The organism is Allobosea sp. BK604 (genome assembly GCF_004341515.1).
In the GTDB taxonomy this organism is placed as follows: Bacteria; Pseudomonadota; Alphaproteobacteria; order Rhizobiales; family Beijerinckiaceae; genus Allobosea.
The window spans coordinates 409,961-430,342 of the sequence record NZ_SLZF01000002.1 but is presented as its reverse complement, the minus strand read 5'-3'; the positions used below and the strand labels follow the sequence as shown (position 1 = coordinate 430,342).

Sequence of the window (20,382 nt, the reverse complement as noted above, 5' to 3'; positions counted from 1 at the left end):
CGCTCAGACGGCGCAGTAGCGTTCCTGGATGGCCTTGTCGGCGAGCAGCGCGGCAGCCGTGCTGCGATGAACGACCTCGCCCTGGTCGATGATCACGGCGCGGTCGGCGAGCTTCAGCGCCCATTCGACATTCTGCTCGACCAGAAGCAGCGTCACGCCCTGGTCGCGCAGACGGCGGAACAGCGCCCCCATTTCCTCGACGAGGACGGGCATAATGCCCTCGGAGGGCTCGTCGAGCAGGATCATCCTCGGCTTGGCGATCATGGCGCGCGCGATCGCGAGCATCTGCTGCTCGCCACCCGACATGGTGACGCCCTGCTGGTCGAGCCGCTCCTTGAGGCGCGGAAAGCTCTCGGCGATCTCGTCGATGGCTCGCTTTTCATCGATCGAGCCGTCGGTCGCGACGAGGCCGAGCTGCAGGTTCTCGCGGACTGAAAGCCCGGGCACGATCCGCCGTTCCTCCGGGACATAGGCGAGGCCGAGCCTGAAGCGGGCATGCGCCGGCAGCGGCAGCAGGTCGGTTCCGGCGAAGCGCACCGAGCCGGTCGCCTTCGGCATCAACCCCATGACGGAGCGGATCGTCGTGGTCTTGCCGGCGCCGTTGCGGCCGACCAGCGCGACGATCTCGCCCGGCTCCACCGTCAGCGAGATGCCGTGCAGGACATGGCTCGCGCCATACCAGGCGTTCAGCCCCTCGATCTCAAGCATAGCCATCGCTCTGTCCCAGATAGACGCGGCGGACCTCCGGGTCCGCCTGGATATGCTGCGGGCTGCCATCGGCGATCAGGCGGCCGTGATGCAGCACGAGGATGCGGTCGCTGAGGCCGAGGATCATCTTCATCTTGTGCTCGACCAGGAGGATGGTGCGCTCGGCCGCGAGCCGCTCGAGCAGCGCGACCATCTCCTTGGTCTCCTCCGGCCCCATGCCGGCTGTCGGCTCGTCGAGCAGGAGAAGTTCGGGAGCGGCGACGAGCGCGATCGCGATCTCCAGCGCGCGCTGCTGGCCATGGGCGAGGAATTTCGCCGTCTCGCCGCGCTTCCCCGTCAGTCCCACCGCGGCCAGTGCGGCATCGGCCTTGTCGTCGAGCTCGGTCATCCCCGTGCGGTCGCGCCAGATGTCGTAGCGCGAGCGGAAGGCCTGCGCCGCGACACGGACATTCTCGTGGACGGAGAGCTCCGGGAAGATGTTCGTGATCTGATAGGAGCGGGCAATGCCGAGATGGGCGAAGCGGTGCTGCGGCGTGCCGGTGATGTCGCGCCCCTTGAAGCGGATCGCGCCGGCCGACGGCGCCAGCACGCCGGAAAGCAGGTTGAAGAAAGTGCTCTTGCCGGCGCCGTTCGGCCCGATGATCGCCGTCACCTTGTTCGGCTCGAACGAAGCAGTGATGCCCTCGAGCGCGACGAAGGCACCGAAGCGCCGGCCGATATTATCGACCGAGAGCAGGGGAGCCTTCATCGCCCGGCCCTCCAGGCGAGCAGCGTTCCCCAGACGCCCTTGGGCAGGAACAGCACGAACAGGATGAAAACCGTGCCGACGACGATCTGCCAGTGCGAGGTCCAGAGCGAGACCACATCCTCCATCAGCAGGAAGGCGAGCGCGCCGACGAACGGGCCGAAGAAGCTGCCGGCCCCGCCGAGCAGCGTCATCATCACGATCATGCCCGAGGTCTGGTAGTGCAGGATGTCGAGCGGGACGATGGCGAGGTGCAGCGCCGAGAGCGTGCCCGCCAGCGCGCAGATCAGCCCCGATAGCGTGAACGAGATCAGCTTGCTGCGCTCGACATCGTAGCCGCAGGCGCGAGCCCGCGTCTCGTTCTCGCGGATCGCCTCGATCACTGCGCCGAAGGGCGAGTTCAGGATGCGCGAGACCAGCCAGAGCGCCGCGGCGGCGAAGACCATCAGCACATAGTATTTCTTCACCGGATCGAGGAAGTCGATCGACCAGCCGAAAATGTCGAGCTTCGCCACGGTGAAGCCGCGCAGGCCGTTCTCGCCGCCGGTCCAGGACGAGGCCTGCAGAGCGGTGTAGTAGACGAGCTGCGACAGCGCGAGCGTCACCATCGAGAAATAGATGCCACGCGTGCGGATCGAGAGCAGGCCGATGACGAAGGCGAGCGCACCGCCGACAGCTATGCCGAGCAGGACCGCCGCGAACCAGGGCACGCCGAACTGGCCGATGGCGATGCCGGTGGCATAGGCGCCGGCCCCGAAGAAGGCGGCATGGCCGAAGGAGAGCAGCCCGGTATAGCCGAAGAGCAGATTGTAGCCGACGGCGACCAGCCCATAGACCAGCACGTTGACAGCGAGCGCCTTGGACGGCAGCAGCCAGGGCAGAAGGCACAGCGCCAGGATCGAGAGCGGCACGCGCCAGGCGACGAGCCGTGCGCGCCAGCCGCGCTGCCCGGCTTGGCCGGGCATGCCGGCGGCGATGGAGGAGGTCGAGGCGCTCATCCTGGTCTCCTCACGCCCGCCCGGGCTTGCCGAACAGGCCCTGGGGCCTGACCAGCAGCACGAGCGCCATTAGCGCGAACATCACGATCGTCGCCATTTCCGGCGCGAACAGCGCGGTCATGCTGATCGCGACGCCGACCAGCAGCCCGGCCACGACCGCGCCGACCAGCGAGCCCATGCCGCCGATCACGGTGACGACGAAGGCTTCCGCCAGCACGAGCGAGCCCATTTCGGGGTTGACGTTGCGCATCGGCGCGGCGAGCACGCCGCCGAGTGCGGTCAGTCCGATGCCGAGGCCGAAGACGAGCAGCCAGACCTTGGCGATGTCGATACCGAGGACGCGCATGATCTGCGGGTCCTTGGCGCCCGCCCTGACGATCAGGCCGAACTTGGTCTTCTCCAGCCCGAGCCAGAGCAGCAGCAAGATGATGGCGACGACGCCGACGACGAAGAGCCGGTATATCGGGAAGAAGCCGATGCCGAGATCGGCGACACCGGCCAGCTCCGGCGGCGTCGAGAACGGGATGCCGTCGCTGCCGAAGACGATCCGCACAGCTTCCACGAGCACATAGCCGAGCCCGAAGGTCAGGAGCAGCGGATCGTCGACCGAGCGCTTGTAGAGCGGCCGGATCAGGACGCGCTCGATCAGCATGCCGAAGGCGCCGATGGCGAGAGGCGCGATGAGCAGCCCCCACCAGAAGCTGCCGGTAAGCGAGGCGACCCAGAGACCGGCATAGGCCCCGACCATGAACAGGGCACCATGGGCGAAGTTCACCACGCCGAGCATGCCGAAGATGATCGACAGGCCGAGCGCGACCATGATCAGGATCGCGCCGAGCGCGACGCCCGAAAAGAGCTGCATCGCGATGAGTTCGGCATCCATCACGGAGCCTCCATGACTCGGGTTGCGATGTCGGTCAGGCCGGGAAGCCGAGCTCGGAGCAACTGCGCAGGATCTCCTCCGAGGCGGGCTCGCTGGCCAGCACCTTGAAGAGGTCGGCCTCGTTCTTCATCTCGGCCTTCTTCTTCGATTCCAGCACCAGCACCGACTGCACCGACTGATGGTCGCATTTCCGGTAGTGCTGCGGACCCTTGGCGGCGTCGTATTTCAGCGCCTCCAGCGCCGCGATCACCTTGTCGGTGTCGGTCCCGCCCGCCTTCTCCATGGCGAGCAGCAGCGAATAGACGCCGGTGAAGCCATAGGCGCCGTAATCGGTCGGATAGGCGCCGCTATTGGCCGCCTTGAAGGCGTCGTTGAAGGCCTTGGCCGAGGGAATCGTCTCCTCCAGGCCCCAATAATAGTTGGCGCCGCCGATCACGCCCTCGAAGGCTTCCGGCCCGATCGCGAGGCGCTGGTTGTGCAGCAGCACCGGCACGACGATCTTCGACTGGCGGTTCATGCCGAAATCGACCGCCTGCTTGATCGCATTGGCCTGGTCGCGGCCGAAATTGCAGATGCACAGGATGTCGGGGCGCATCGAGCGCAGCCGCGGCATGAAGGTCGAGTAATCGGCCGCGCCGAACGGATGCAGGATCTCGCCGACACTCGTCGCGCCGAGCGCAGCTTGCGCCCGCTTGAAGCCGCGCAGCATCTCATGGCCATAGGCATAATCGGCGACGAGATAGGCGACCTTCGATCCCTGCTTGAACGTATGCTTGGCGACCGCGGCCGTGGTCATGTGCGGGTTCAGCGCCTCATGGAAGGTGAAGCGGCTGAAATCCTTGACCTCGTTGATCGTGTCCGACTGGCTGATCGAGACATAGATGACGCTGCGGGCGCGCGTGACCTCGTTGACCGCCAGCTGCACTGCGCTCGACAGCGCACCGACGATCGCATGCACCTTGTCCTTCTCGATCAGCTCGAGCGTACGCGTCGCGGCCTCGCCGGCATTGAGCTTGTCGTCGCGCACCAGCAGCTCGACCTTGCGCCCGGCAATGCCGCCCTTGTCGTTGACGAGCTTCACCGCGAGCTCGGCGCTCTTGACCTGGTCTTTGGCCTCGGCGGCGAAGGGGCCGGTCAGCGGGGTCGGAAAGCCGATGCGGATCGTTTCGCCCTGCGCGCGGACGAGAGCCGGCATTGCGAGCGCCGCCGTGCCGGCCGTGAGGCCCGCCAGCGCGCCGCGGCGGGTGATGGAATGGCTGCCCTGGCTTGTCATGGTCTCCTCCGGATGTCGTTCTTGTCGTTGGTTCGGTCGTCATATCGCCCCGAGCGCCCTGAGCAGGCGCGCGGGCGTCATTGGGATCTGCGCGATGCTCGCCCCGAACGGGCTCATCGCGTCATTGACGGCATTGAGCGCGGCAGCGGAGGCTGCGGCAGTGCCGGCCTCGCCGCAGCCCTTGGCTCCGAGTTCGGTATCGGCGGTCGGCGTCTCGATATGGCCGACGACGATGTCGGGCATCTCGCAGGCCATCGGCACGAGGTAATCGGCGAGCGAGCCGTTGGTCAGCTGGCCGTTCTCGTCGTAGCGGCATTCCTCGAAGAAGGCCGCGCCCAGCCCCTGCACCACGCCGCCACGCACCTGCTCGTCGACCAGCAGCGGGTTGATGATGCGGCCGCAATCCTCGACCACCCAATGCTTCAGGATCCTGACAAAGCCGGTCTGGGTATCGAGCTCGACATGGCAGCCCTGGACGCCATTGGTGAAGGCGAAGGGATAGCCCTGCGGCGCGTAGTGATGCGCGACCGAGAGCTGCGCGCTGACGCCGGGCGGCAGCGTGTCCGAGCGGAAATAGGCGATGCGGGCGACCTCGGCGAGGCTGATGCGCTCGGCGCCTGTCGGCGCATCGACGATGACGCCCTCGCGCATGTCGAGCTCGTCGGCCTTCGCCTGCAGGATCGTCGCGGCAACCAAGAGCACGTTGCCGCGCAGCTTCCGCGAAGCCTGCAGCGCCGTCTCGCCGCCGATGCCGGCGCCGCGGCAGGCCCAGGTCGCGCCGCCATGCGGTGTCGTTTCGGTGTCGCCGGTCATCACGCGGACGCGCTCACGCGGGACGCCGAGCTGGTCGGCCACGACCTGTCCGATGATCGTCTCGGTGCCTTGGCCCTGTTCGGTCACGGAGATCAGGCAGCGGACCTCGCCCGACGGCGTGACGGTGATGATGGCGCCGTCCTGCGCCGAGATGCGCGCGCCGCCGATGCCGTAAAAGGCCGGACTCGGATTGGAGATCTCGACGAAACTGGCGATGCCGATGCCGCGATGGATGCCGCGCCGGCGCAGCGCCGCCTGCTCGGCGCGCAGGGCGTCATAGTCCATCAGCGCCTTGAGCTTCTTGAGGCTCGCCTGATGCGACAGCGCCTCGAATTTGTAGCCGGTCGGCGAGTCGCAGGGATAGGCGTCGTCTGCGATCAGGTTCTTCTCGCGCATCGCGATGGGGTCGAGCCCGGCCTTCGCCGCCGCCAGATCGACGAGCCGCTCGGTGACGGTGCAGGCGATCGGGTGCCCGACCGCCCGGTACTGGCTGGTCTGCACCTTGTTCTGGAAGACGACGGAGAGCTCGGCCCGGTAGTCGCGGAAGCGATAGGGCGCCCCGATCAGGCGGATCACCTGATTGCCCTCGACCGCGCTGGTGCGCGGATAGGTCGAGAAGGCGCCGATCGCGGTGACGTCGTCGACATCGACGGCGAGGATCGTTCCCTTGCCATCGAGCGCCATGCGAGCTCGTACGCGATGGTCGCGGGCGTGGATGTCGGACACGAAGGATTCGATCCGATCGGCGACGAATTTGACCGGCCTGCCGCACAGCATGCTCAGGCCCACCACGGCCATGTCCTCGGGATAGACATGCAGTTTCATGCCGAAGGAGCCGCCGATATCCGGCGCGATCACCCGCACGCTGGCCTCGGGGATGCCATAGTGCCGGGAATAGAGGTCCTGGAACTGGTAGGGAGTTTGCGTCGCGTGGTGGACGGTGAGCTTGCCTTCGCTCGCGTCCCAGTGGGCGATGATCGCGCGCGGCTCCAGCGTCACGGCGGTGTGCCGCCCGAACAGGAACTCCTCCTCGACGATATGGGCGGCGCCGGCGAAGACCTCGTCGATGCTGCCTGTATCGAGCCGGCTATGGAAGCAGAGATTGTCAGCGACAGCGAGCGCGGCCCGATCGGCATCGGGTTCGCGGGCCTGGTCGATCTCGACCACGGGAGGGAGTTCCTCGAACGCGACGATGATCGCCTCGGCCGCATCCTCCGCTTGCGCTCGCGTCTCCGCCACCACGGCGATGACAGCCTGCCCGGACCACAGCACCTCCTCGACCGGCAGCGGCAGTTGCGGCGCCGACTTCATACCCTTGAAATGGTCGAGCGTGCCGGTCCAGGGCGTGCAGAGCTTCGCCAGCTCCGCTCCGGTTGCAACGAGCCGGACGCCCGGCATGGCGCGCGCCGCCCCCAGATCGACCGAGACGATACGCGCATGGGCATAGGGGCTGCGCAGGAAGGTGGCGTGCAGCATGCGCGGCAGCACGAGATCGGTGACATAGCGCCCGCGTCCGGCGAGCAGCCGCTTGGCGTTCGGGCGCGAGACGGAACGGCCGATATAGGAGTTGGGGCGGTCGAGTGTGCCGAGCGGGGCGTTCATGCCGGCTCCTCCACGAAGGAGGTCGCCGTCTCACCGGCTGCCCGGCGGCGCGCCACCATCTCGATCGCATCGACGATCGCCTCGTAGCCGGTGCAGCGGCAGTAATTGCCCGAGAGTGCGTCGCGGATCTCCTCGCGGCTCGGGAGAGCCTTGCGGCTGAGCAACCCCTGGGCCGTGACCAGCATGCCCGGCGTGCAGAAGCCGCATTGCAGCGCATTGCGCTCATGGAAGGCGCGCTGCAGATCGGCGATTGCCGCGCTCTGGGTCAGCCCCTCCACGGTCTCGACGCTGGCGCCCTGCGCCTGCACCGCGAAGACCAGGCAGGCATGCGTAGGCAATCCGTCCAGCATGACGAGGCAGGCGCCGCAGACGCCCATCTCGCAGCCGGTATGGGTGCCGGTCAGGCTGAGGTCGCGGCGCAGGAAATCGGCGAGCGTCTCGCGCGGCTCGACGAGGCGGCTCACCTCCTCGCCATTGACGGACAGGGTGAGGGGCAGATGCGCGCTCATGCCGCCCCCGCGATCCGGCCGAGAAGCCGGCCGAGCAGGACGCGGGCGAGGTGCAGCCGCATCGCCGCCGGCACCTGTTCGTCCTCAGCCGGATCGAGATCCTCCGACAGCGCCGCCTGGGCCCGGCGAGTGGCATCTCCATCGAGACGGTTTCCAGTCAACGCCGCCTCGGCGGCGCGGGCGCGCACCGGCGTCGGCCCGACCGAGAGGAAGGCGATGCGGGCTTCGCTCACCACCTCCTGTGGCAGCGCCAGCATCACGCCGCAGCCGACAATGGCATAGTCGCCGCGCCTGCGCGCCAGCTCGTCGAAGTCGCAGCGATGCTCAGGTCGCGCCAGCGGGATATGCAGCGCGACCAGCAATTCGCCGGGCTCGATTGCCGTCTGATAGAGATCCTGGAAGAACTCGGTCGCCGGCACACGGCGCCGTCCGGCCGGGCCTGCGATTTCCATCTCGGCGTCCATGGCGAGCATCATCGCCGGGAATTCGGAGGCCGGATCAGCCAGGGCGACGCTGCCGCCGAGCGTGCCCCGGTTGCGGATGGCTGGATGCGCGACATGCGGCGCCGCCAGCGCCAGAAGGGGCGCGCAGGCGGCGATCAGCGGATCGTCATGCGCCTCGACATGGCGTGTCAGCGCGCCGAGGCGCAGCCACTCGCCCTCCTGCGAGATGCCGCGCAGCTCGGCGATATCGGCGATATCGACCAGGCATTCCGGAGCCTGTAGGCGCAGGGCCAGCGCCGGCACCAGGCTTTGCCCGCCGGCGATATAGCTCGCCTCGCCCCCTGCAGCCGCGAAGGCGTCGAATGCCTCGGCCAGCGTCGCTGGACGGACATAGCTGAAGGCGCGGGCTTTCACAGCCGCCGAACTCCGTTGATGCGTTCCCATTCCAGATTTGTGACCATCTGGTCTCAAAAGGATGCACGACATCCGGAGAGCGTCAAGCTAAAATGACCATTCGGTCACAAATTTACCGAGCCGGGCCAATGCGTTATACCCGGATGACTATAGCGGAGTGAGAATGACGACCTCTGAAGATGCGGCGGATATTCGCCCTCGCCGGCGGAATATGCGGGCGCCGGAGCGGGAACAGGCCATCCTGAACGAGGCGATCCGCTTCTTCGCCGAGCATGGTTTCGAGGGGCAGACCCGCGAGCTCGCCAAGCGCATGGGAATCACGCATTCCGCGATCTATCGCCATTTCCCGAGCAAGGAGGCGCTGATCGAGCGGGTCTACCAGCATGTCTATCTGAGCCGCTGGCAGGCCTCCTGGGCGCCGCTGATCGCGGACCGTTCACGCCCGCTCGAGACAAGGCTCACCCAGTTCTACCTGGACTACGTCGCCCGCGTCTTCGACCATGACTGGGTCAGGATCTTCGTCTTCTCGGGTTTGCGGGCGGTCGACATCACAGGGCGCTATCTCGATATCGTGCGGCGCGAGATCATCGAGCCGGCCTGCCTGGAGCTGCGCGCCGAGCTCGGCCTTCCCGGAGCGGCCGAGCAGCCGCTGACGGAACGGGAGACCGAGATGTTCTGGGGCCTGCACGGCCGCATCTTCTACATCGCCATCCGCCGCTACGTGTATCAGACCCCGACACCTCATAGGCTCGACGACATCGTCGCGGATGCTGTGCGTGGCTTCTTCATCGGGGCCCGTCAGATGGCCCCGGACCTCGTTCGACGCGAGGATTGAGCGGCCGGCGTTGGAGGCCGCACCGAGCGTTCAGCGCTTCATGCCGGTCGTCGCGACGCCTTCGATCAGCAGCCGCTGGAAGAAGATAAAGACGATGAAGACGGGCAGGAGCGTGAGCGACGACATCGCGAACAGCGCGCCCCAATCGGATTTGCCGGTCGAGTCGACGAAGCTGCGCAGGCCGAGCTGCGCCGTATAGTTGCTCATGTCGTTCAGATAGATCAGCGGCCCGAAGAAATCGTCCCAGGTCCAGATGAAGGTGAAAATCGCCGCCGTCGCAAGCGCCGGCAGCGAGAGCGGCAGCATGATCTTGCAATAGATCCGCCACGGGCTGCAGCCATCCATCATCGCCGCTTCGTCGAGCTCGCGCGGAATCCCGCGGAAGAACTGCACGAGCAGGAAGATGAAGAACGCATCCGCTGCGAGGAATTTCGGTACGACCAGCGGCAGGATGCTGTCGACCCAGCCGAGATGCAGGAACATCACGTATTGCGGGATCAGGGTCACGTGATAGGGCAGCATCAGCGTGCCCAGCATCAACGAAAAGAAGATGGTCTTGCCGGGAAACTCCAGCCGCGCGAAGGCGAAAGCGGCGAGCGAGCAGGACAGGACATTGCCGATCACCGCCAGCACCGCGATGATCGCGGAATTGAGGAAGAAGGTTCCGAAGGTATCGCGCAGCCCGAACCAGCCCCTGACATAGGAATCGAAATCGAGATGCGATGGCAAGATCGACATCGAATGGAAGATTTCGCTCTCCGGCTTGAACGAACTCGCGAGCATCCATAGCAGCGGATAGAGCATGACAAGCGACGCCGCGCAGAGCAGCACGTGGCGAAGCAGGGAATTGGACGAGATGGCGGCTCGCCCACCGCTTGCGGCGCGGGGCTGATCATTCATCGTAATGCACCCAGTAGCGCGACGTCAGGAATGAAAAGACGGTGAAGATCGCGACGATGACGACGAGGACCCAGGCGAGCGCCGACGCGTAGCCCATGCGGAAATAGGCGAAGGCCTCCTGGTAGAGATAGAGCGTGTAGAACAGGGTCGAATTCACCGGCCCGCCGGTCGCGTCGCTGATGATGAAGGCCGGGGTGAAGGCCTTGAACGCGTCGATCGTCTGCACCACCGCGTTGAAGAAGATCACCGGCGAGAGCAGCGGCAGCGTGATCCGCAGGAAGACCCGCCGGCGACTGACGCCATCCATTTCCGCGGCCTCATAGACGTCCTGCGGAATCTGCCTGAGGCCGGCGAGGAAGATGATCATCGGCGAGCCGAACTGCCAGATGCTCAGGATCACCAGCGTGTAGAGCGAATATTCCGGATCGGCGATCCAGGCTGGCCCCTGCACGCCGAACACGGCCAGCACGATCTGGTTGACCAGGCCGTCGCCGGCGAACAATTGCCGCCATAGCACCGCGATGGCGACGCTCGCGCCGAGCAGCGACGGCAAATAGAACAGCGCGCGGTAGATCGACAGGCCGCGCACGCCCTTGTTCAGCAGCATTGCGACGGAGAGCGCGAAGATCAGCTTCAGCGGAACGGCGAACAGGACATAGGTGAAGGTCACCCGCATCGCCGCCACAAATTTCGGATCGTTGGTCGCGAGGCGCGTGTAGTTCCCGAGGCCGATCCAGCGCGGATCGCGCAGCAGGTCGAATTCGGTGAAGGACAGGTAGAGCGAGACCAGGGCCGGCGCCAAGGTCAGCCCGAAAAACCCGAGGAACCATGGCGAGAGGAACAGGTAGCCTGCCGCCCAATGCGGCAGCCATCTCCTGCCCGGCTCGCGGACTTCGCGCGTGGATACGCCATCGGCAAGCGTTGTCGTCATGGTGCTGGCCTCCATGATCTGTCGTGGCCGCTCGGTGCGAGGGCTGCGCGAGTTTCGAATTGACAACCGGCTGCGGGTGCCGAGATTTTGCCTTTCGGAGTGAGCCTGATCGCCGCGACGAGGACTTGGCCGCGCTCCGCATTCGGGCGTGGCGTGCGGTACGCCGAAGCGGGAGGCCACGTATGAACGATCGCTCGACGGTCTCCGCAAGACAGCGCCCGCGCGCCGCCTACGCCCTGTCGCCGGACCACACGCCCCATGTCTTCGCGGCGGCGCATCTGCAGCGGCTGGCCGAGCTCTGCGATATCCCCGACGCCGTTCCGCTCCGGCAATTCGACGATGCGCGCGCCGCTGCCGTGCTGGCGGAGGTCGAAATCCTGATCACCAGCTGGGGTTGTGCGCCGATCGGCGCGGAGATGCTGGTGCGCGCCCCGAAGCTGCGGCTGATCGCGCATGCGGCCGGAACCGTGAAGACCTTTATCGCCCCGGAGATCTTCGCCGGCGACATCGCGGTGACGCATGCCGCCGCCGCCAACGCTTTGCCCGTCGCAGAATTCACGCTGGCCGCGATCCTCTTCGCCAACAAGCGCGTGCTGCGCTTTCGCCAGATCTATGCCGAGAGCAAGGTGACGCGGCATGCAATGCCGCTCGCGGACGAGCCGATCGGCAATTACCGGAAGGCGATCGGCATCGTCGGTGCTTCGCGGATCGGCCGTCGCGTCATCGAATTGCTGCGTCCGTTCGCGTTCGAGATCCTGCTGCACGATCCCTTCGTGACGCCTTCCGAAGCGAAGGCGCTCGGCGTCACGCTGCTCGATCTCGACGATCTCATCCGCCGCTGCGACATCCTCTCCCTGCACGCACCGTCGCTCGAAGCGACGCGCCATATGATCGATGCGCGCCGCCTGGCGCTGCTGCGCGACGGGACGACGCTGATCAATACGGCGCGGGGCGCGCTCGTCGATCATGCGGCGCTGGAGGCCGAACTCGTCAGCGGCCGCATCGACGCTGTCATCGATGTGACCGAACCGGAAGTGCTGCCGGCCGGCTCGCCGCTCTACACCTTGCCCAACGTGCTGCTGACGCCGCACGTCGCCGGCGCCCTCGGCAGCGAGCGCGAGCGGCTCGGCGCGCTGATCGTCGAGGAAATCGAACGCTATACCCGCGGCGAGCCGCTGCAGCATGGCATCGATATCTCGGCGCTGGAGCGGATCGCGTAGGGGATCGTCACCAGCGCCGCGCATCCGAGGCTCACGATACCGCAGGTACGTGGGTGGTGCGCAGGTCGCTTGCGGCGGGGCTGCGCACAATCGCTTCGACCCGCTCCACCTCCCAATCGGCGTCGCCTGCCAGGGCGATCACCTCTTCCACCGTCGGAAGGCCGTCCCAGGGGCCATCCGGCGCGCCCTTGACCGCGCGCACGGCCGTGATCAGCAAATGGCGGCCGCTCGCGAGCGGCCCCGCCAGACAGGGCGCGGCCGCGTGCGGAAACAGGATATTCGTGTTCGGCGCGGCATCGGTCGCGCTGGCGAAGCGGGCGCTGCCGAGATCGACGATCGCGCTGCGATGCCCGTCATCGAGCAGGATCGCGGTGCCGCGCGCCCCCTGTGATGGCGCTTCCGCGAGCTCGGCGCGCAACCTGCCGCGTGTACCGAGACGGGTCGGCACGCAATGGCCGGTCTCGATCAGCATCAGCGGCTTTTCGCTGTCGACATCGTGCAGGCGCAATTCCCAGCCGCGGACGAATGCCTGCAATGTCACGACGGCCACGCCAGCGGTCGACGACCAGCGTGTTTCCAGCCAGTCATCGCCGAGACGCGACGATGTGATCGCGCGCCGCGCCTGGAAATCGATGCCGTCGTCACTGACGGCGAGGATATTGTCGCCGACGGAGCCGTGCCTGATCCAGCGATCCGCCTCGACACAGAGCCCGAAGCGCGAGGAATAGGCGAATTTGCCGTATTTGTCGGTCGAGTTGCGCATGTCGAGCCGCACCGGCGCCGCCGGCAGGGCGATGACATCGCCCCGATCGCGCTGGATCAGCATCGACGCGCCCGGAACCAGCACAGGCCGGTCCAGCGGCGGCGCATCCTCTTCCGATGCCGTCCAGAACGGATGATCCTCGGGCAATGCGAGCGGCAGGAACGCCTTGAACGCCCAATAGGGCGAGCCCGGCGAGTTATACTCCTCGCTCATCAGATAGTTCGGCCAGCCATAGCCGACCGAGAGATGCCCGGCCGCATCGAGCATCGGCCTCTCCAGCCACCAGCGCATGTGCCGCGCCCATAGGCCTCGAATTCGGCCCCAGGGCAGCGCCTCGACGCCGGCATAGGCGAGCGCGGCCCAGAAGCCGGCCATGGCGAAGCGGTAGGTCAGCGAGCGGCCGATCGCGAGGGCGGCGCCATCCTCGGCGAACCAGTGCTGGAAACTCTGCGCGAAGTCGCGCGCGCGTTCGCGGTACAGCGTCGCGCGCTCCGGGTCGGATGAGGCGGCATGGCGCGCGTAGATCAGCCCGTAAAACTGCAGCGCGAAGCCATTATAGTGGTCGATGAAGCCGCCGGGCCCGTCCATGTACCAGCCGTCGCGGCGATAGAATTCGTCGATGCGCCGCAGATGCGCGTCGCGCACCGCCTCGTCGATCGCGACGCCGACGCGCTGCAGCCCGAGCCCCGCCATCACCGGGAAGAAGCGCCAGTTATTGTCGGCCATCGCCACGGACTGGATATGGCCGAGCCACGTTGCCAGTTGCTCACGGGTCTTCTGCGGCAGAGGCTGCCAGAGCATGTCCGGCGCGAGCGCGAGCGCGAAGCCGAGCGCGGCCATTTCGACCGAGCGCTGGTTATGGTCGGTCGTCAGCTGCCAATATTCGGGATCGTCCGGATCGACACCGCTGCTGATCCCGTCCCTGAACAAGGACCAGAATTCGAAATCGCCACCGCCGGCATGCAGGGGCGCGAGCCCCCAGAGCGGGCGTGCGAAACCCTCGAACCAGGCGGCCTTGCGGTCGAAATGCGCGGCGTCAAGGCCGAGCTTCACCTGCGCCCGGCCCGGGCTGAAAGCCGGAACCAGCGGCTGGAACAGATCGCGCAGCAGGCGGCGTGCATCGTTGCGATTGGCGAGGCGATTACCGCGGATCGACATGTCGAGGGCGTGAATGTCGATCGTCATCGTGCCGCCCATTGCAGGCCGCGGCGCAGGATCATGCGCATCGCGGCATGGTCGAACTCGCGCGCCGAATGCCCGAGCGCGCTGTAGAAGATGCGGCCATCGCCGAAGCGCCTCTTATAGGCCACCGGCATCACGACGCCTTTCGTCCAGGGCGCGCCATGGCCGCCCGAGAAGGTCGTCGTCGCCAGGATCTCGATCGCCGGATCGTAATGCAGGTAATACTGCTCCGAGGCATAATCGAAGCTGTCGATGCCGGCCATGATGGGATCGTCCGGCCGCGTCACCTCGACGCGAAAATCGATCATCCCGCCGGGATGGGCCACCCATTGGCAGCCGCACATGAAATGGAAATCGACCTCTTCGCGGAACGACCCCGCGAGGCCGCCATGGCAGCCCGCGAGGCCGGTGCCGGATTTCACCGCCGCGATCAGGTTGTCGAGCGGCTCGCGGGCGATCTTCGCTCGCGTGATCACGGGCACGACGAGGCTCATGCGCTGCAATGACGGATCGCCGAAAGCGGCGAAATCATGCGTCACATGCACGTTCATGCCGTCCTCGCGCAGCATCCCGGCGATGATCGTCGCGCAGGCTTCCGGCTCATGCCCGGGCCAGCCGCCCCAGACGATCAGCGCCTCGCGCATCCGCCGCGCCCCTGGGCTCAGAGGACGCGCGAGCCGTCGGCGACGAGCTGCTTCGCGGCGTCGCTTGGGCTGAGCTTGCCGAAGGCGAGCTGATCGGCGATCGGCCGCAGCACGGTGCGCTCGAACTCCTGGGCGCCCTTGGGCGCCGGCGCCGGATAGGGCATGACCTTGTCGGCGAGCTGGCTCACATATTTCACCGTCGCCTGCTCGGTCTCGTTGAGCGTCGGCAGGATCGCCTCGCGGATCGCCGGCGAGAGCGGCACGCCGCGCTCGACCCCGAGGATTTCGCCTGCCTTGGCATCGTTGACGAAGAAGTTGATGAAGGCGGCGGCGGCCTCGGGTTGTTTCGACGTGGCTCCGACGCTCCAGATCAGCGCCGGGCGATAATAATGGCCCGAGGGCGCGCTCGCGCTCGTCATCGGGAAGGTCGTGATCCCCAGCTTCGACTTGAGCATCAGCTGATAGCCGATGAGCTGGTTCGAATAGACCAGGCCCATCGCCGCCTTGCCGAGCCCGAGCGGGTTCGATTCGATCAGCAACTGATCGAGCGCCTGCACATCGGCGGGCACGCAGCCACCGCGTTTGCGCAGGTCTTCCCAGTAGTTGAAGAATTCCGCGGCATCATCCGCCACGAAGCCGAGCTTGCCGTCGGCGTTGAACAGGAACTTGTTCCGCTGCCGCAGCCAGACATCGAGCGCATAGTGATAGCGCGCGCCATAGGGCGCGCCCCAATAGCCGGGCTTCTTCAGTGCCTTGGTCAGCTCGACCGAGAGATCGGCGAACTCCTTCCAGGTCGTCTTCTCGTTCGGCGGCGCCATGCCGGCCTGCGCGAAGGCCTCGGTGTCATAAAGCAGTGCAAAGGAATTCAGGCCGAGTCCTACGCCCCATACCTTTCCGTCGACGCGGCAGAGATCGACGATGTTCTTGCCGAACCGCTCGATATCCAGCGTTTTCGGCATATAGGCATCAAGTGGGGCGCAGGCGCCGCGGCGTGCATAGTCCGGAAGCGTCGTCGGCTCGAGCTGGAAGACATCGGGAATATTGCGCCCGACCATCTGGGTCGCGAGCTTCGTCCAATAATCGGCGCCGGTGGTCTCGCCGGCGACCTTCACATTGGGGAATTGCTGCTGGTAGAGATCGGCCACCGCGAGCGTGCGCCGCGCGCGATCCTGCGATCCCCACCAGTACATGCGCAGGCGGAGTTCCTGCGCTGTCGCTGGCCGTGATGAGAGCCCGATCGCCAGTGCACCGGCACCGGCTCCAAGCAGACTGCGCCTGCTGATGCTTCCGCCATCCATGGCGATCCTCCCGTTGTTGAGCTGACGATGCTTTGTCGTCGCTGCTTTTCGGCATTGCCTCGTGCCATTTTCGTCACGAGGGAGGTAACCGATCGGTTACAATTTTTACCCGGAGGTTTGTAACTGACTGGTTACAACTTTCCGCGGGGCGGCGCCAATGTCAAGTCGTCACCTGGATCGGTTTCGACCTGGCGCTGGCTGCCGTCCGGTGGCGTGCCCTAAGGGGGGATTGGTCGCGAGCCGCATCTCGCGCAGAAGCCGAGTGACAGCAGCCGACAGGCTGCAGGCGACCGCCGGGCTGCGACGCCACGAACGGTCATTTGCTGCGAATAGCTGCAGAAATAGGTCTCGTGTGCGCTCGCGCTGCGACCCTATGCGACCCTGCCGAAGACGGTGCTCAGCCCTGCGACGCGCCTTGCTGAAGCGGCGCCGCCTGCTTCGCCGGCGCCGGCTTGTTCCGCCCGCCCGATTTCAGCATGTCCCAGCTGTTCGGCTGGCTGACGCTGCGCTTGAGATAGGCGACGGTGGCGGCCGCCTCGGCCGGGCTCTGGTCCTGCCGCGCCAGCTCCTCGGCCTCGGTGAAGCGGCCTTGCAGGCCGAGCACCAGCACGAGATTCTGCCGGACCCGCGCATCGCTCCTGTTCGAGGAGGCCGCTTCGCGCAGCACGCGCTCGGCTTCCGGCAGGTGCCTGGACAGCGCCAGCGACAGGCCGAGATTGGACATGATGGTCGGCTCGCCCGGAGCGAGCTTCAGCGCGGTCTCATAGAGCTGCTGGGCGCGCGGATGCTCGCCGAGCTGGTCGGCGACGGTGCCCTGCGCCGACAGGATGCGCCAGTCCGGGCGCTCCGGCGAATGCGCCCGCCCGAGCACCTCGTCGGCCTCCTTCAGCCGGCCGTTATCGGCGAGCGAACGGCCGTAGGCGCCGAGCATTTCCTTGTCGTCGCCGAAGGTCAGCACGGCGTTCTGCAGGATCGCCAGCGCCTGGGCGTGCTGTCTTTGTGCGCGAAGCGCGCGGGCATAGTAGAAGGCGGCGTTGCGATCCTTCTGGTTCGCCTCGTAGCGCTTGCCCCATTTGCTGGATTCGCTCGCCCACTCGGCCTGGCTGCGCGGTTGGGTCGGCGCCTGGCCGATCGAGCCCGTGATATCGCCGATGCCACCGCCACGGCTCTGGCAACCGGCCAGCGCCAGCGCAGCGAGGCAGACCGCCGCGAACAGGCCATGCCGGGAGGAAGCGGTCCGGCGTGCGGGCTGGGAAAGGCTGTGAGACATGGGGAAGGGCGCCTCGCCGCGTTGGAAGCTCTGGTCGCTCAGGTGATAAAACGTTAACCCTAATGCTTCCTTAACCGGTCCTGCCGTTCCCTGTTCCTCCCGCTCTCGACCTGGTCCGCCAACCGTGCATAGCCTGCTCCTCGCCTCGGCGCCCGCCGCCATTCCGGTCCATATCGTCTCCAAGGCCGGCTGGGCCGCGCTGGCCGAGACCTTGCCGCCCCAGGCCGGCCGATTCGCGCAGGCTCAGGGCTTTGTCGCGCGGCCCGGCCAGCATCTCGTGCTGCCCGATGCGTCAGGCGCGATCGCTGCGGCGCTGCTCGGCGTCGAGCCGGCTGGCGCACGCTGGCGCGATCCCTTCGCGCCCGGCCGCCTTGCCGCGACGCTTCCCGCCGGCGATTACGCGCTCTCCGGTGAGATCGACGATCCGGGCCTCGCCGCGCTGGCCTGGCTGCTCCAGACCTATCGCTTCGAGCGCTACCGCAAGAAGCCGGCCGCCGCGGCACGCCTCGTTATCCCGGAGGGTGTCGATGGCGCGGAGCTGAGCGCGCTGGCGGATTCCGTCGCGCTCGCCCGCGACCTCGTCAACACGCCGGCCAACGATCTCGGCCCCGCCGAGATCGAGCAGGCGATCCGCCAGCTCGGCCAGGAATGCGGTGCCACCGTCGTTAGCATCGTCGGCGACGACCTGATCGCCCGCAATTTTCCGATGATCCATGCCGTCGGCCGCGCCTCCTCGCGGGCGCCGCGCCTGATCGACCTGGTCTGGGGCGATCCATCCCATCCCAAGGTGACGCTGGTCGGCAAGGGCGTCGCCTTCGACACGGGCGGGCTCAACCTCAAGCCCGATGCCAGCATGCTGTTGATGAAGAAGGATATGGGCGGGGCGGCCGCCGCGATCGCCGCGGCGCGCATGATCATGCTGGCGAAGCTGCCGATCAGGCTGCGCCTGCTCGTGCCGGCGGTCGAGAACGCCGTCTCGGGCTCGGCTTTCCGGCCGGGCGATGTCTTGCCGAGCCGCAAGGGCATCTCCGTCGAGATCGGCAATACCGACGCGGAGGGCAGGCTCATCCTCGCCGATGCGCTGGCGCTGGCCGATGAGGAGACGCCGGAGCTGCTGGTCGATTACGCCACGCTGACCGGCGCAGCCCGCGTCGCGCTCGGGCCGCAGTTGCCGCCCTTCTACACCCATGACGAGGGGCTGGCGGCCGAGATCACCAGGCTGGGGCGGGCGGTCAACGATCCGGTCTGGCGCTTGCCGCTCTGGCCGCCCTATGACGACATGCTCGACTCCAAGGTGGCCGATGTGAACCATGTCTCCGGCGGCTCCTTCGCCGGTTCCGTCACCGCAGCCCTCTTCCTCAACCGCTTCGTCGAAAAGACGCAGTCCTACGCGCATTTCGACATTTACGCCTGGAATCCCTCGGCCAAACCGGGGCGCCCCGAGGGCGGCGAATGCCAGGCGGCGCGGCTGACCTATGCCCTGGTGAAGCAGTTTTACCCTGTCGGTTAAGCCTCTTCGCCGACAGCGATTGCGCGGTTCCGCCAAGCCGATAATGATACGGGTCCGTAACGATCGGGACCCCTTCATTCATGGCGTTGGAGATCAGGCCCTCGCAGGCGCTCAAGCTCTGGCGGCAGGTTCATCTCGACCTGGTGAAGGATAGCGATGCCGATCTCTCGGCGCGCCAGACCGCGATCCTGCTGACGATCTACCTCGAATTGCCACCGCATACGGTCCGCGGTCTCGCCCAGCAGCTCGGCGTCACCAAGCCGGTGATCACCCGCGCGCTCGACACGATGGGCAAGCTCGGCCTGGTCACGCGCCGGCGCGACGAGTTCGACAAGCGCAATGTCGTCATCCAGCGCACGGTCGCGGGCGCCCTCGCGGTCGAGCGCCTGGCCGATCTCATCGTCCAGCGCTCGCGCGAGCTGGGGCCGGGCTAGCCGTCATTGCGAGGAGCGTCAGCGACGAAGCAATCCAGGCGACGTGGAGCGCTGCCGCCCCTGGATTGCATCGCTGCACTCGCAATGACGACGAGGGCAGATGCACCAACGATCTTCGCCCATTAACCGGTAGCGGCTAGATTGCCGCGATGAGCACGATTCTCGACCGCCGCCTGACCCCCGCCCGCCCCGACCTCGCCGCCCGTCATCTCGAAGGGCAGGTCGAAGCCCGCGCCTTCGCCGATCCGATCGCGATGCGCGTCGTCGCTCCCTCCGCGCCGCTGCGGCGCGAGCCGCGCCCCGATGCCCCGCTCGATACCGAGGTGCTCTGCGGCGAGCAGGTCGCGGTCTACGAGCAGCATGAGGGCTGGGCCTGGGGCCAGCTCGGCGCGGACGGCTATGTCGGCTACCTGCCCGACGATGCCTTGCGCCCTGATGTGATGACGCCGACGCATCGGGTCTCCGCCCTGTTCAGCCATGTCTATCCCGGGGCCTCGATCAAGCTGCCGCCGCTTTCGCTTCTGCCGATGGGCGCTGCGGTGGCCGTGACGGGCGAAGCCGGCGAGTTCCTCGTGCTGGCCGATGGCGGCCATGTCTGGCGCGGGCATTTGCAGCCGCTCGGAGCGGTCGAGCCCGATTTCGTCGCGGTCGCCGAGCGCTTCGAGCATTTGCCCTATCTTTGGGGCGGCAAGACCGCTCAGGGCCTCGACTGCTCCGGCCTGACTCAAATCTCGCTCGCCGCCGCCGGCCTTTTCGCTCCGCGAGATACGGACATGCAGGAGAAGGCGCTCGGCGCAGCGCTTCCCTTCGACGAGAGCCTCGCCGGCCTGAAGCGCGGCGACATCGTCTTCTGGAAAGGCCATGTCGGCATCATGACCGATGCCGAGACCCTGCTGCACGCGACAGCCTACACGATGAGCGTCTACCGCGAGCCCTTGCGCACCGCCCGCGATCGGATCGCGAAGAACAGTTTTGGCGCGATCACGGGCATCCGCAGGCTCGGGTGA

At 66.8% G+C, this 20,382-nt stretch carries 19 protein-coding genes; 5 read left to right on the top strand and 14 right to left on the bottom strand.

All coding sequences use genetic code 11. The features are described from left to right. Window positions 1-3 precede the first annotated feature (3 nt). From EV560_RS07395 to EV560_RS07360, 8 genes are read right to left on the bottom strand one after another with little or no spacing between them, the layout of a single operon-like run. The gene (locus EV560_RS07395; RefSeq protein WP_131855495.1) at window positions 4-708 is read right to left on the bottom strand and encodes an ABC transporter ATP-binding protein; all 705 of its coding nucleotides are present in this window, start codon (window positions 706-708) and stop codon (window positions 4-6) included. Next, the gene (locus EV560_RS07390) at window positions 701-1,456 is read right to left on the bottom strand and encodes an ABC transporter ATP-binding protein (RefSeq protein ID WP_131855090.1); all 756 of its coding nucleotides are present in this window, start codon (window positions 1,454-1,456) and stop codon (window positions 701-703) included. The genes EV560_RS07395 and EV560_RS07390 overlap by 8 nt, the downstream gene beginning before the upstream one ends. Then, window positions 1,453-2,451, bottom strand: coding sequence for a branched-chain amino acid ABC transporter permease (locus EV560_RS07385; RefSeq protein WP_165923363.1), 999 nt, complete (start codon window positions 2,449-2,451; stop codon window positions 1,453-1,455). The genes EV560_RS07390 and EV560_RS07385 overlap by 4 nt, the downstream gene beginning before the upstream one ends. Window positions 2,452-2,461: 10 nt before the next feature. Next, window positions 2,462-3,334, bottom strand: a complete 873-nt coding sequence (locus EV560_RS07380; protein ID WP_131855089.1) for a branched-chain amino acid ABC transporter permease — start codon at window positions 3,332-3,334, stop codon at window positions 2,462-2,464. A gap of 34 nt (window positions 3,335-3,368) precedes the next feature. Further along, window positions 3,369-4,607 (bottom strand): ABC transporter substrate-binding protein, encoded by a 1,239-nt coding sequence (locus EV560_RS07375; RefSeq protein ID WP_131855088.1) that lies wholly within the window; start codon window positions 4,605-4,607, stop codon window positions 3,369-3,371. A 39-nt stretch (window positions 4,608-4,646) separates the two neighbouring features. Further along, on the bottom strand, window positions 4,647-7,022 hold the full coding sequence (locus tag EV560_RS07370) for a xanthine dehydrogenase family protein molybdopterin-binding subunit (RefSeq protein WP_131855087.1): 2,376 nt from the start codon (window positions 7,020-7,022) through the stop codon (window positions 4,647-4,649). After that, window positions 7,019-7,531, bottom strand: coding sequence for a (2Fe-2S)-binding protein (locus EV560_RS07365; protein WP_131855086.1), 513 nt, complete (start codon window positions 7,529-7,531; stop codon window positions 7,019-7,021). The genes EV560_RS07370 and EV560_RS07365 overlap by 4 nt, the downstream gene beginning before the upstream one ends. After that, complete coding sequence (locus EV560_RS07360; protein ID WP_131855085.1) at window positions 7,528-8,388, bottom strand: FAD binding domain-containing protein; 861 nt, start codon at window positions 8,386-8,388, stop codon at window positions 7,528-7,530. The genes EV560_RS07365 and EV560_RS07360 overlap by 4 nt, the downstream gene beginning before the upstream one ends. Before the next feature lie 163 nt (window positions 8,389-8,551). Between EV560_RS07360 and EV560_RS07355 the strand changes: the two genes are divergently transcribed. Beyond that, complete coding sequence (locus EV560_RS07355) at window positions 8,552-9,223, top strand: TetR/AcrR family transcriptional regulator (protein WP_465246981.1); 672 nt, start codon at window positions 8,552-8,554, stop codon at window positions 9,221-9,223. Between the two features lie 30 nt (window positions 9,224-9,253). On the opposite strand, the gene EV560_RS07350 is transcribed toward EV560_RS07355, so the two are convergent. Together EV560_RS07350 and EV560_RS07345 are read right to left on the bottom strand one after the other, a co-directional pair. Next, entirely contained in the window at window positions 9,254-10,123 is an 870-nt protein-coding gene (locus EV560_RS07350) for a carbohydrate ABC transporter permease (RefSeq protein WP_131855084.1), read from the bottom strand. Continuing rightward, complete coding sequence (locus tag EV560_RS07345; RefSeq protein WP_131855083.1) at window positions 10,116-11,054, bottom strand: carbohydrate ABC transporter permease; 939 nt, start codon at window positions 11,052-11,054, stop codon at window positions 10,116-10,118. Before EV560_RS07345 ends, EV560_RS07350 begins: the two co-directional genes overlap by 8 nt. A 182-nt stretch (window positions 11,055-11,236) precedes the next feature. On the opposite strand from EV560_RS07345, the gene EV560_RS07340 reads away from it, so the two are divergent. After that, complete coding sequence (locus tag EV560_RS07340; RefSeq protein WP_131855082.1) at window positions 11,237-12,274, top strand: hydroxyacid dehydrogenase; 1,038 nt, start codon at window positions 11,237-11,239, stop codon at window positions 12,272-12,274. 31 nt (window positions 12,275-12,305) lie between these two features. Here the strand turns inward: EV560_RS07340 and EV560_RS07335 are convergent, their stop codons facing one another. From EV560_RS07335 to EV560_RS07320, 4 genes are all read right to left on the bottom strand, one after another. Next, a complete protein-coding gene (locus EV560_RS07335) occupies window positions 12,306-14,222 on the bottom strand; it encodes a DUF2264 domain-containing protein (RefSeq protein ID WP_165923362.1) in 1,917 nt (638 codons plus the stop codon). Next, the gene (locus EV560_RS07330) at window positions 14,219-14,863 is read right to left on the bottom strand and encodes a ThuA domain-containing protein (protein ID WP_131855080.1); all 645 of its coding nucleotides are present in this window, start codon (window positions 14,861-14,863) and stop codon (window positions 14,219-14,221) included. Before EV560_RS07330 ends, EV560_RS07335 begins: the two co-directional genes overlap by 4 nt. A gap of 17 nt (window positions 14,864-14,880) precedes the next feature. Next, entirely contained in the window at window positions 14,881-16,161 is a 1,281-nt protein-coding gene (locus EV560_RS07325) for an ABC transporter substrate-binding protein (protein WP_131855079.1), read from the bottom strand. Between the two features lie 397 nt (window positions 16,162-16,558). Beyond that, window positions 16,559-17,431 (bottom strand): tetratricopeptide repeat protein, encoded by an 873-nt coding sequence (locus EV560_RS07320; RefSeq protein ID WP_131855078.1) that lies wholly within the window; start codon window positions 17,429-17,431, stop codon window positions 16,559-16,561. Between the two features lie 124 nt (window positions 17,432-17,555). Between EV560_RS07320 and EV560_RS07315 the strand changes: the two genes are divergently transcribed. The 3 genes from EV560_RS07315 to EV560_RS07305 all read left to right on the top strand — a co-directional run bounded on the left by EV560_RS07315 (window position 17,556) and on the right by EV560_RS07305 (window position 20,382). Beyond that, the gene (locus tag EV560_RS07315) at window positions 17,556-18,941 is read left to right on the top strand and encodes a leucyl aminopeptidase family protein (protein WP_131855077.1); all 1,386 of its coding nucleotides are present in this window, start codon (window positions 17,556-17,558) and stop codon (window positions 18,939-18,941) included. 80 nt (window positions 18,942-19,021) lie between these two features. Beyond that, window positions 19,022-19,375, top strand: a complete 354-nt coding sequence (locus tag EV560_RS07310; RefSeq protein ID WP_131855076.1) for a MarR family winged helix-turn-helix transcriptional regulator — start codon at window positions 19,022-19,024, stop codon at window positions 19,373-19,375. 149 nt (window positions 19,376-19,524) lie between these two features. Continuing rightward, window positions 19,525-20,382, top strand: coding sequence for a C40 family peptidase (locus tag EV560_RS07305; protein ID WP_131855075.1), 858 nt, complete (start codon window positions 19,525-19,527; stop codon window positions 20,380-20,382).

Excerpts from the sequence above, each read along its gene's own strand:
- EV560_RS07390 (WP_131855090.1), bottom strand. The coding sequence starts at position 1,456 with ATGAAGGCTCCCCTGCTCTCGGTCGATAATATCGGCCGGCGCTTCGGT.
- EV560_RS07345 (WP_131855083.1), bottom strand. The coding sequence starts at position 11,054 with ATGACGACAACGCTTGCCGATGGCGTATCCACGCGCGAAGTCCGCGAG.
- EV560_RS07340 (WP_131855082.1), top strand. The coding sequence starts at position 11,237 with ATGAACGATCGCTCGACGGTCTCCGCAAGACAGCGCCCGCGCGCCGCC.
- EV560_RS07335 (WP_165923362.1), bottom strand. The coding sequence starts at position 14,222 with ATGACGATCGACATTCACGCCCTCGACATGTCGATCCGCGGTAATCGC.
- EV560_RS07320 (WP_131855078.1), bottom strand. The coding sequence starts at position 17,431 with ATGTCTCACAGCCTTTCCCAGCCCGCACGCCGGACCGCTTCCTCCCGG.
- EV560_RS07305 (WP_131855075.1), top strand. The coding sequence starts at position 19,525 with ATGAGCACGATTCTCGACCGCCGCCTGACCCCCGCCCGCCCCGACCTC.
- EV560_RS07350 (WP_131855084.1), bottom strand. The coding sequence starts at position 10,123 with ATGAATGATCAGCCCCGCGCCGCAAGCGGTGGGCGAGCCGCCATCTCG.
- EV560_RS07365 (WP_131855086.1), bottom strand. The coding sequence starts at position 7,531 with ATGAGCGCGCATCTGCCCCTCACCCTGTCCGTCAATGGCGAGGAGGTG.
- EV560_RS07355 (WP_465246981.1), top strand. The coding sequence starts at position 8,552 with ATGACGACCTCTGAAGATGCGGCGGATATTCGCCCTCGCCGGCGGAAT.
- EV560_RS07330 (WP_131855080.1), bottom strand. The coding sequence starts at position 14,863 with ATGCGCGAGGCGCTGATCGTCTGGGGCGGCTGGCCCGGGCATGAGCCG.
- EV560_RS07375 (WP_131855088.1), bottom strand. The coding sequence starts at position 4,607 with ATGACAAGCCAGGGCAGCCATTCCATCACCCGCCGCGGCGCGCTGGCG.
- EV560_RS07325 (WP_131855079.1), bottom strand. The coding sequence starts at position 16,161 with ATGGATGGCGGAAGCATCAGCAGGCGCAGTCTGCTTGGAGCCGGTGCC.
- EV560_RS07385 (WP_165923363.1), bottom strand. The coding sequence starts at position 2,451 with ATGAGCGCCTCGACCTCCTCCATCGCCGCCGGCATGCCCGGCCAAGCC.
- EV560_RS07370 (WP_131855087.1), bottom strand. The coding sequence starts at position 7,022 with ATGAACGCCCCGCTCGGCACACTCGACCGCCCCAACTCCTATATCGGC.
- EV560_RS07310 (WP_131855076.1), top strand. The coding sequence starts at position 19,022 with ATGGCGTTGGAGATCAGGCCCTCGCAGGCGCTCAAGCTCTGGCGGCAG.
- EV560_RS07380 (WP_131855089.1), bottom strand. The coding sequence starts at position 3,334 with ATGGATGCCGAACTCATCGCGATGCAGCTCTTTTCGGGCGTCGCGCTC.
- EV560_RS07395 (WP_131855495.1), bottom strand. The coding sequence starts at position 708 with ATGCTTGAGATCGAGGGGCTGAACGCCTGGTATGGCGCGAGCCATGTC.